This is a genomic window from Gemmatimonadaceae bacterium, assembly GCA_019752115.1.
Classification (GTDB): domain Bacteria; phylum Gemmatimonadota; class Gemmatimonadetes; order Gemmatimonadales; family Gemmatimonadaceae; genus Gemmatimonas.
In genome coordinates this window covers 49,246-59,329 of the sequence record JAIEMN010000033.1, presented here as the reverse complement: position 1 = coordinate 59,329, position 10,084 = coordinate 49,246, and the positions used below count along the sequence as shown (strand labels likewise).

The 10,084-nt window shown below is 68.4% G+C and carries 11 protein-coding genes; 8 read left to right on the top strand and 3 right to left on the bottom strand.

Annotated elements, in window-relative coordinates; all coding sequences use genetic code 11:
- The 6 genes from K2R93_16485 to apaG all read left to right on the top strand — a co-directional run.
- Positions 1–289: helix-hairpin-helix domain-containing protein (locus tag K2R93_16485; GenBank protein MBY0491435.1), on the top strand; the 289-nt coding region annotated here is incomplete at its 5' end.
- A gap of 211 nt (positions 290–500) precedes the next feature.
- Positions 501–1,625 (top strand): 4-hydroxyphenylpyruvate dioxygenase, encoded by a 1,125-nt coding sequence (gene hppD / locus K2R93_16480; protein ID MBY0491434.1) that lies wholly within the window; start codon positions 501–503, stop codon positions 1,623–1,625.
- A gap of 1 nt (position 1,626) precedes the next feature.
- Positions 1,627–2,820, top strand: a complete 1,194-nt coding sequence (locus K2R93_16475) for a homogentisate 1,2-dioxygenase (GenBank protein ID MBY0491433.1) — start codon at positions 1,627–1,629, stop codon at positions 2,818–2,820.
- Between the two features lie 10 nt (positions 2,821–2,830).
- Positions 2,831–4,033, top strand: coding sequence for an aminotransferase class I/II-fold pyridoxal phosphate-dependent enzyme (locus tag K2R93_16470; protein MBY0491432.1), 1,203 nt, complete (start codon positions 2,831–2,833; stop codon positions 4,031–4,033).
- 107 nt (positions 4,034–4,140) lie between these two features.
- A complete protein-coding gene (locus K2R93_16465) occupies positions 4,141–5,715 on the top strand; it encodes a family 10 glycosylhydrolase (GenBank protein MBY0491431.1) in 1,575 nt (524 codons plus the stop codon).
- On the top strand, positions 5,705–6,118 hold the full coding sequence (apaG, locus tag K2R93_16460) for a Co2+/Mg2+ efflux protein ApaG (GenBank protein ID MBY0491430.1): 414 nt from the start codon (positions 5,705–5,707) through the stop codon (positions 6,116–6,118). The genes K2R93_16465 and apaG overlap by 11 nt, the downstream gene beginning before the upstream one ends.
- On the opposite strand, the gene K2R93_16455 is transcribed toward apaG, so the two are convergent.
- Positions 6,111–6,524 (bottom strand): hypothetical protein, encoded by a 414-nt coding sequence (locus K2R93_16455; protein ID MBY0491429.1) that lies wholly within the window; start codon positions 6,522–6,524, stop codon positions 6,111–6,113. The two genes, apaG and K2R93_16455, sit on opposite strands and share 8 nt — an antisense overlap.
- A 4-nt stretch (positions 6,525–6,528) precedes the next feature.
- Positions 6,529–7,386, bottom strand: coding sequence for a hypothetical protein (locus K2R93_16450; GenBank protein ID MBY0491428.1), 858 nt, complete (start codon positions 7,384–7,386; stop codon positions 6,529–6,531).
- A 130-nt stretch (positions 7,387–7,516) separates the two neighbouring features.
- On the opposite strand from K2R93_16450, the gene infA reads away from it, so the two are divergent.
- Positions 7,517–7,738 (top strand): translation initiation factor IF-1, encoded by a 222-nt coding sequence (infA, locus tag K2R93_16445; protein MBY0491427.1) that lies wholly within the window; start codon positions 7,517–7,519, stop codon positions 7,736–7,738.
- 44 nt (positions 7,739–7,782) lie between these two features.
- On the opposite strand, the gene K2R93_16440 is transcribed toward infA, so the two are convergent.
- Positions 7,783–8,982, bottom strand: a complete 1,200-nt coding sequence (locus K2R93_16440; protein ID MBY0491426.1) for a tetratricopeptide repeat protein — start codon at positions 8,980–8,982, stop codon at positions 7,783–7,785.
- A 308-nt stretch (positions 8,983–9,290) separates the two neighbouring features.
- Between K2R93_16440 and K2R93_16435 the strand changes: the two genes are divergently transcribed.
- Entirely contained in the window at positions 9,291–10,049 is a 759-nt protein-coding gene (locus tag K2R93_16435) for a hypothetical protein (GenBank protein ID MBY0491425.1), read from the top strand.
- The last annotated feature ends 35 nt before the right edge of the window (positions 10,050–10,084 follow it).

The following is a 10,084-nucleotide window of genomic DNA, read 5'->3' as shown; positions in this document are numbered from 1 at the left end:
CGCGATGAGCGTGCAGCCGGCCAACGCCAGGCGGAGTGCTCCCCGTCGCCAGGCCGGGTCACGCAGGCGGGCGATGGCCATCGCCGCGCCGGCCGCGGCCGCCAAGCAGATCGACATCAACTCGGCCACGGCGGCCGAGCTCGAGGCCATCCCGGGGATCGGGAAGGCCTTCTCCGCCAAGATCATCGGCGGCCGCCCGTACGCCAACAAGCTGCAGCTCGTCCAGAAGAAGATCCTGACGCAGGCGCTCTACGACAAAATCAAGGATCAGATCATCGCCAAGCAGTAGGCCGGCGACCGTCGTCCGGGAGGCCACCGTGCCGGAATCGCACTAGATTGTCGGTATGATCTCCATCGCCGTCTCGGAGGACCAGCGGGAGCGCGCCTGGATTGGCGCGCTTCCGCGTTCGCACATCTGAGGGGTCCTGGCATCGCCACCGGCGGGTCACCGCCGCGTTCCCGGTGTATCCAGCTGACTACTTCCCACCTCAGGTGTGCCCATGGCCACGTTGACCGCTCCCGAGACCGGCATCGAGCAGGATGCCTTTCCGATCAATGGCACCGACTACGTTGAGTTCTTCGTCGGCAATGCCAAGCAGGCCAGTCATTACTACCGCAGCGCGTGGGGCTATCGCCTCGTCGCCTACCGTGGCCCGGAGACGGGCACGCGCGACCGCGCCAGCTACCTCATGCAGCAGGGGAAGATCCGGCTCGTCCTGACGACGGCGATCTCGCCTGACTCCGCCATCGCCGCGCATGTGCATCAGCATGGCGACGGCGTGAAGGACTATGCCCTGTGGGTGGACGACGCCCGCCTCGCCTACGAGACCGCCCTCTCCCGCGGCGCGATTGGCATCCATCCGCCCGAAGTGCATCAGGACGCCGATGGTGAGGTGATCATTGCCGCGATCGGTACCTACGGCGATACCATCCACAGCCTCGTCGAGCGCCGGAACTATCGGGGGACGTTCCTGCCGGGCTTCGTGCCGGTGACGCCGCACTATCAGCCGGCGGATGTGGGGCTCAAGTACATCGATCACTGCGTGGGCAACGTGGAGCTCGGGCAGATGAACCGCTGGGTCGGCTACTACGCCGATGTCATGGGCTTCCGCAATCTCATCACCTTCGACGACAGCGACATCAGCACCGAGTATTCGTCGCTCATGTCGAAGGTGATGGCCAACGGGAACGACAAGATCAAGTTCCCGATCAACGAGCCGGCCAGCGGCAAGAAGAAGTCGCAGATCGAGGAGTACCTGGATTTCTATCGGGGCCCGGGCGCGCAGCATCTCGCGCTGGCGACCGATGACATCCTCACCACGGTGCAGGCGCTCAAGGACCGCGGCGTCGAGTTCCTCTCGGTGCCTACGTCGTACTACGATGAGCTGCAGGCCCGCGTCGGCACGATCGACGAACCGGTGGCCGAACTCGCCAAGCTCGGCATTCTCGTGGATCGCGACCCGGACGGCTATCTCCTCCAGATCTTCACCAAGCCGGTGGAGGATCGCCCGACGCTCTTCTACGAGATCATTCAGCGCAAGGGCGCGAAGAGCTTCGGCAAGGGGAACTTCAAGGCGCTCTTCGAGAGCATCGAGCGCGAGCAGGCGCTGCGAGGGAATCTCTGAGATGCCGATGTATCACCTGATGGGCGAGGTGCCGCGCAAGCGGCACATCGTCTTCCGACGCCCCGACGGCGGGCTGTACGCCGAGGAGCTGATGGGGCACGAAGGGTTCGTGGGGACCTCCTCGCTCCTGTACCACATCCATCCGCCGACCACCGTGCTGCGGGCGAGCAAGGTGCGTGACATCGTGTGGGAAGAGGATACCGACACGTCGCTGCGGCATCGCCACTTTCTGACGTCGCGCGCGGTGAAGGGGGGCTCACCCACCCTCGATCGCATCCCGCTGTTGTTCAACAGCGATATCGCGATGCTGTGGGTCGAGCCGGACCGTCAGGACACGCACTTCTACCGCAACTCGCAGGCGGACGAAGTGGTGTACGTGGTGGAGGGGCACGGCGTGCTCGAGTCGGTCTACGGCAATCTGCCGTATCAGCCCGGCGACTACGTGGTCATCCACCGCAACATCACGCATCGCTGGCGCCTCGATGCCTCGAAGGGCGCGAGCAAGTTTCTCGTGATGGAGAGCGCGGGGCACATCCGCTCGCCGAAGCGCTATCGCAACGAGTTCGGGCAGCTCCTGGAGGGCGCGCCGTACTCGGAGCGCGATATCCGTCGGCCGCAGACGCTCACGCCGGTGGATGAACGCGGCGAGTTCCCGATTCTCGTGAAGCAGTACAACGGCCTGCACGAGCTGGTCCTCGATCATCATCCGTTCGATGTCGTTGGCTGGGATGGCTACTTCTATCCGTGGGCGTTCAACATCCACGACTTCGAGCCGATCGTGGGGCGCATTCACCAGCCGCCGCCGGTGCACCAGACGTTCCAGGGCGATGGCTTCGTGATCTGCTCCTTCTGCCCGCGGCCGTACGACTTCGATCCCCGGGCGATTCCCGCGCCCTACAATCACAGCAACGTGGACTCCGACGAGGTGCTCTTCTACGCCTCGAGCGAATTCATGAGCCGCAAGGGGATCGAGTACGGGTCGATCACGCATCATCCCGATGGCCTGCCGCACGGGCCGCATCCGGGCCGTGCCGAGGCGAGCATTGGCGCCACGCACACCAACGAGCTGGCGGTCATGATGGACAGCTTCCGCCCGCTCAAGGTGGCCAAGGCGGCGCTCGCGATTGAAGATCCGAAGTATCACCAGAGCTGGATTGAGACGCAGCATGGTGCGTTCAGTCCGCCGGCGCCCTGATCCGTTTCGCATGCCTCGCTTCTCCACGCGTTTCTCGCAGTTCCCCGCGTATCCGCTGGCGCACATCCCCGCGCGCAAGAAGGCCCTCATCGCGGCCGGCGTCGATGTGATCGACCTCGGTGCCGGTGATGCCGATCTCCCGCCGCCGGCGCGCGCCATCACCGCGCTGCAGGACGCGGCGGCCGAGCCGGCCATGTCGCGCTACGGCTTCGCGCTTGGGCACGTGCCCTTCCGCGAAGCCATCAGCGCGTGGATGCAGACGCGGTTCGGGCAGCGCGTTGATCCGATGAGTGAGATCGTCCCGCTGCTCGGGAGCAAGGAAGGGCTGGCCCACATCGCCTTTGCCTATCTCGGGTCGGGCGATGCGGCCATCATTCCGGATCCGGCCTACCAGGCGTATCTGGGTGGCACCTTGATGAGCGATGCCACGCCGTATGTCTATGCGCTGCGTCCGCGCACGAACTTTCTCGTGGAGCTCGACGAGATCCCGGCGGAGGTGATGGCGCGCACGCGCGTCGTGTACCTCAACTATCCCAACAACCCCACGGCGGCGATCGCGCCGCGGGACTATCTGGAGCGGGTGGTTCGCACCTGCCGGGACCGCGACATCCTGCTCGTGTACGACAACGCGTATTCGGAGATGGGCTTTGACGGGTATGTCCCGCCCAGCATCTTCGAGATCGACGGCGCTCGCGACGTGGCCATCGAATTCCACTCGTTGTCGAAGACGTACAACATGACCGGGTGGCGCTGTGCCTGGGCCGTCGCCAAGCCGGAGATTGCTGGGGCGCTCACCAAGGTGAAGTCGTTTACCGACACCGGGCAGTTCATGGGCATCCAGAAGGCCGGCGTGGCGGCGATCGAAAGCTGGGCCGAGTTCGTGCCGCAGAACCTCGCCGTCTTCAAGGAGCGGCGCGATGCCTCCGTGGCCGCGTTCCGCGCCAACGGGTTCACCTGCGAGACGCCACGCGCCACGATGTACCTGTGGATTCCGCTCCCCGAGGGCATCGCCAGCGCGGCGTTCTGCGATCGTCTGCGCGAGGAGCAGGGGGTGATCGCCATGCCCGGCTCCGGCTTCGGCGCGGGCGGGGAAGGGTTCTTCCGTATTTCGTTCATTCAGTCGGGCGAACGGATCGCGGAAGCGGCGCGTGGGGCCGGGCTGGTCCTGGCGGCGATGACGGCGGAACTCGCCACGGAGGCGGTGTCCGCGTGACGACCTCGCGGCTCGCGGGGCGGCGCATCCGCCTCACGGCCGCGACCATCGCGGCTGTCACGCTCGCCTGTCACGGGCCGCGGCCGGTAACGGGGCCGGATGCGCCGATGCCGACGGCGCGCGACTCCGTCATCTCGGCCGTCCCACCCGCGCCGCGGACCGCATCGCGAACGGCGCGCCCGGCGCCGGCCCCGGCGCGGCCGGTCGTGCCCGCGGAAGCGCCGCCGCTCCCACGGGAGTTTCGCGGCGTGTGGGTCGCGACCGTGGGGAACATGGACTGGCCCTCGAAGCGCACGCTCTCCACGGCGGAGCAGCAGGCCGAGCTGATCGCCCTGCTCGATCGCGCCGCGGCCCTGCGCCTCAATGCCGTGATCTTTCAGGTGCGCCCCTCGGGCGATGCGTTGTACGCGTCGAGCATCGAACCGTGGTCGGAGTATCTCACCGGCACCCAGGGCAAGAAGCCCGATCCGTATTGGGATCCCCTCGAGTTTGCGGTGCGCGAGGCGCATGCGCGCAATCTCGAGCTGCACGCGTGGTTCAATCCCTATCGCGCCCGCAACACCGATGGCCGCTCGCCGCTCGCGGCCAACCACATCGCCAAGACCAACCCGGCGGTGGTGAAGCGTTACGCCAAGTACCTCTGGATGGATCCCGGGGAGCCGACGGTGCGCGCGCGCACGCTCAAGGTCGTGCTCGATGTGGTCAAGCGCTATGACGTCGATGGCGTGCATATCGACGACTACTTCTATCCGTATCCCGAAACCACGCGGCGGGGACGGCCCATCGCGTTCCCCGATGAACGGAGCTGGCTCCGCTACAAGAAGAGCGGCGGCACGCTCTCACGCGCCGACTGGCGCCGCGAGAACGTCAATCAGCTGGTCGAGGCGCTCCACGACGGCATTCACCAAACGAAGCCGTGGGTTCGCTTCGGCGTGAGCCCGTTCGGCATCTGGCGGCCGGGCTACCCGGAGTCCGTGCGCGGACTCGACGCCTACGAGAAGCTCTACGCCGACGCGCGCAAATGGCTGCGCGAAGGGTGGGTGGACTACTTCACGCCCCAGCTGTATTGGCCCACGACGCGGCCGCAGCAGTCGTATCCGGTGCTGCTCAACTGGTGGGCGTCGGAAAACGTGCAGGCGCGCCATCTCTGGCCCGGCAACTTCACCTCGCTGGCCGGTGGCCGCGGGTCCACGGCGTTCCCGGTAAGTGAGTTGGTCGAGCAGATCCGCCTGACCCGTCTGCAGAGCGGCGCCACCGGCAACGTGCACTTCAGCATGACCTCGTTCCTGCGCGATCAGGCCGGGATGAACGAAGTGCTGGCCACCGGGCCGTATGCGGAGCCCGCTCTCGTGCCGGCGACGCCGTGGCTGCGGGCCCCCGCACCCCCGCGGCCGGCTCCGCAGGCGGAGCGGAGCGGGGCCAACTGGCAACTGCGGCTGCCGTTGGCGGGGCAACCGGCCCCCTGGCAGTGGGTGGTGAGGCTGCGAACCGACACGGCTTGGATTACCATGGTACTACCGGGAACGACGGACCGGTGGGCGCTGCCGCGCGATCTGGCGGCCAACGCCGCCACCGTCAGCTCGGTGAACCGCGTGGGGGCCGAGAGTCAGCCGGTGACGATCACGCTCCCCACGCCGACCGCGACATCGCCAGCGAGCCGAGGCCGTTCTGATGGGCGCTGAACGGATTCCATTCTACTATCGCATGACGTCGGGCATCCGCATCACGGTGCGCCCGTCGTATCTGCGCGAGCGTTCGAACCCCCTTCTGGGGCAGTTCGTCTTCGCCTATCACATCCGCATCGAGAACGTCGGCGAACAGGCGGCGCAGCTGCGCACGCGCCGCTGGCTGATTCACGACGAGGCGGTTGGCGATACGGTGGTCGAAGGCGAAGGGGTCGTAGGCGAACAGCCCCACCTGCTGCCGGGACAGGTGCACGAGTATCGCAGCTTCTGCGTGCTCAAGGCCCCGAACGGGTGGATGGAGGGGACCTATCGCTTCGTCCGCGACGACGGGTCGAGCTTTCTGGCCGTCATCCCGCGCTTTCAGCTCGCCGCCGAACCGCGCGCCGACACCGTCAGCTGACGGGGCTGGTAGCCGACAGCACGTCGGCGAACGGAGCGCACAGAGTGCGCACCGTGTCGGGCGGCAGCAGGTCCTGCACCAACACCGCGAGCAGCGCGGCCAGCGCGGGCTCCGCGACCGGATCGAGCGTCGCCAACGCCTCCTCCTCGGTCTGGGGCGTCGGCGCATCGGGGACGCGCACCAGCTGCAGCAGCGGGCCACTCAGCGCCTCGCGATAGGCTTCGCGGTCACTGCGCGCCATCGTCTCGGCCAGCTGGCGCTCGGCGGTGACCCACGCGCGGGTCGTGCACAACGCGGTGTGCGCGGCGACGACGCGCGCGCGATCGGCCGCCCCCAGACCCGCCAGCTGCACGAGCATGGCCCGCACCGCCGCCGACTGCGGACCATAGGGCAGGGTGCTGGCCATCGGGCTAGGCGATGCGGTGGCCAAGCGCCCGCAGCCCGTCGAAGACGGTGGGCATGCTCGGGCTCCACCCGGTCGCCTTGAGGGCGTCCACCACGATCCGCTGGTTGCTGCGGCCGGAACGCACCGGGCCATCGGTGGGAGCCGTCGTCGCCGACGGCGCCCGGCCCGTCAGGGCCCGCGTGATCTCGCCGGCCTGCACCGGATGCCCATCCGCGCAGTTGAAGATCTCCACCGCCGCCTCGGGGGGCGTGGCGAGCAGGTGCGCGATCGCGTCGCGCACGTCGTCGCGCCAGGCAAAGTTGCACCAGATGTCGGGCGGCGTGGCGCCGCTGATGAACCGAGGTGCGGGGTCGCGACCGGGGCCATAGAGCCCCGCTACGCGCAGAATGCGCACGACCCGCGGAATACGCGGATTGGCGGCCCGGGCGATGTACATCTCGGCGTCGGCCAGCGCCTGCACCCGCACGTCCGCCGGGCGGAGCGGCGTCTGCTCGGTCACCACGCTGCCGTCCTGGCGGTCATAGACGCCGGTACTGGAGACCCACACGATGGAGCGACAGCTGAGCACCTCGGCCAGCGCGGCCGCGCCTTCGGCCGCGGCCGGATAGAGCCCGTAGTCGTCGCCGCGGGCGCGCGACGGGGAGACGCAGACGACCAGGTGATCCACCGTGCGCGAGACCGCCGACAGGACGGCGTCGTCGTGCGCGGCCGTCTCGAGGTGGCCGGTCACCGCGGTGCACCCGGCTGGCGGGGCGTGCTCGGACCGCTGGAGGGTGAAGACGTGCGCCCCCTGGGCGGCGAGCAGCGTCGCCGTGGGGCCGCCCAGCCATCCCGGGCCGACCAGCAAAACAGAGCGGCTCATGGATCGCGACTCACGGCCAGCAGCCCGTGACGTCGCTGGCTGAACGCGCCAGGGACGCTATAAATTCCGGGGGTCTTGGCCGGAATCTGGTCCGAGCCGACATCACCGATTGCACAGGATCCGCACATACATGGGGAAGCAGGACGCGATCGAACTCGAGGGGACAGTAACCGAGTTGCTGCCAAATGCGACGTTCCGGGTCACCGTTCCGAGCGGGCATGAAGTCCTCACCACGTTGGCGGGCAACATGCGACGGAATCGCATTCGCGTCCTCGCCGGTGATCGCGTCACTGTGGAAGTCTCGCCGTACGATCTCACGCGCGGCCGCATCACCTTCCGTCACAAGAACTGAGCTGCGCCGCGAACGGGTCGGTTCTGTGCTGAGCCGCTGCGGAGTCACCGCAGGATGAACCACCACACCGCACCGGCGCCGGCCGCCACGGCGGCCACGGTGCCGAGAATCATCGGCAGATAGACCCCCGATTTACCCTCGGGTGCCGGCGCCTTGGCCGCGCGCGGTGCGGGGATCTCCGCGGGTGACTCGCGGCGGGAGGGCGCCTCGTCACGGACGACGGCGCGCGGGGCGCGGGATGGCGTCTCGATCGTGCGGACGCCGCGATCGGGCGTCGGCATCGCAATCGTCGGCCCGCGATCGAGATCACGAAACACCGGTGATACCGCATGGCGCGGCGCCGCGCTGACTACCGGTTCGGCGATCGGCGGCCGTTCAATCACCGGTCCCTCTTCCCACGGGGCGGCGGTCTCGATGCTCGCGTGCGCATACTCGCGGACATCGAGCGCGTCGGACGACCCCGGCGTCTCGAAGGCGATCACCGAGGGCGGCGTGGGTTCGTCGAGCGGCTCGAGATCGTCGAGCGTCAGGCGGCGGAGCTCAATGGTTTCCGCCACGCGCTGCAACATGGCGCCGCTGGTCGGGGTCGCCAGGCGTGGTGCGGGCGTGCGCGTACGTGGCGCCACCCGCTGCTGCTCGCGCACTTCGGCCACTTTCGCCAGCAGCTTGTCGGCGCGGCCGGTGGAGAGCTCGTGGGCGTGCAACAGCGCATGCAGGCGCAGCAGCAACGGCTCGGCGTTGGACGGCGAGCCCAACGCGAGCGCGATGCGCGCCGCGTTCTCGAGCACGATGGCCAGGCGTGCATCTTCGTCGCCCACGCGGTGCTCGATGGTGGCGATGGCGCGCTGCACCAGCGTCATCGCCTCCTCGCCGCGGCCGCAGGAGGCCAGCATCACGGCGAGATCCATGCGGGCGCGGGCGACGGGCATGCCATCTTCACCGGCAATGGCGACGCGGAGCGCACAGGTCCGCTGCGCGTGCTGGAGCGCCTCGTCGGTACGCCCCGCCTTGAAGCAGGCGTGGGCGAGGTTGCCGAGCACCAGCGCGAGCGGCTCATGCGTGGCGGGGCGGAGCGGCAGATCCTGCGCCAGCGCGTCGGCCGCCGCCTGAAAGGCTGCGGCCGCATCCGCCCACGCGCCATCGGCCGCGAGCGCCAGCCCGCGATCGTTGTCGTGCGCCCAGGCGCTCAGCGCCTGCGAATCGCCGTCGAGAACCATGCCCGTCTCTGTACCCGTATCAGCCATGCCATGGTTGACGCCCCGTGGAATGGGAGGTCACCCGTTTGAACGCGTTGTGCCCGTGGTGTGACGACTGTGCACCCGGCGTCACACCCGCGATGCCAGCCAGCGGCCGGGACTGCTTGGATTCCGGTGAACCGGTCGGATTGTCCGACACACGCCCAGCATGCCCCGTGTGCGACTGGTGAGGCAATATGATCGATCGGGAGATCCGGCGCGCCTGACGCCGAGACGGGCACGGCGCGGTATTCCCATGCTGTGACTGGTTGACGGGTTCTGGAATTGTCCTAGGTTGGCAACGTATGCGCCCCTTCATGATCCCCCGACTCCGTGCGGTGCGGGTGGCCGCGGTCCTGCTGACCACGACGGCGCTGCTCAGCGCGTGCGGCGCGAGTGAAGGCGATGGCGTCACCATCAAGGGCGATGTGGCCGGCCTGGACACGCTCGCGACACGCGCCGATTCGCTGATCGCCAACGCGGGCAAGCCGCCGGTGGTGTTCGATTCGCTCCCGCGGTTGGCGGATTCCTCGGCGAGCGGCACCGGTGACGGCACCCTGGTGGTGCCGGGCCGGGACGGCAATCTTGGCACCGACGCCGGCAATGAGATGTCGCGGCGCGCGCAGGCGCGCGGTGATTCGATGGCTCGTGCCATCGCGGCGCAGCTGGCGGGGGGCAACACGGGTCGCGCGCGCGGCGATTCCGTGCGCGGCGTGCTGACGATGATCGGGACCGAGCCGGCGCGGCAGGTCGTCCTCAAGGCTGGTGAGCAGACCATCGCGCTCAGTGGCATGGCCACGACCGGACTGTCGCGTCTCGCCGGCGCCGAAATCGTCGTGCATGGTGTGCAGATCACGCCACGCGATGTGGTGGTCAACGATTACGTGGTGCGCGCGGCGCACGGCGCCCCGGCCTTTGATGGTCTGCTCGAAGAAGGCGGCACGTTGCGGCTGACCGATGGCTCCGGCACCAAGCGCGTGCCGCTCCCCGCCGAACTGCGCGGGGTCACCGGCACGCGCGTCTGGGTGGCGGTCAAGAACGGCGCGGCCGTCGCCGGTGGCGTAATCCCGCGCTGACGTCGCGCACGCCAACGCGTACGCCAACGCGTACG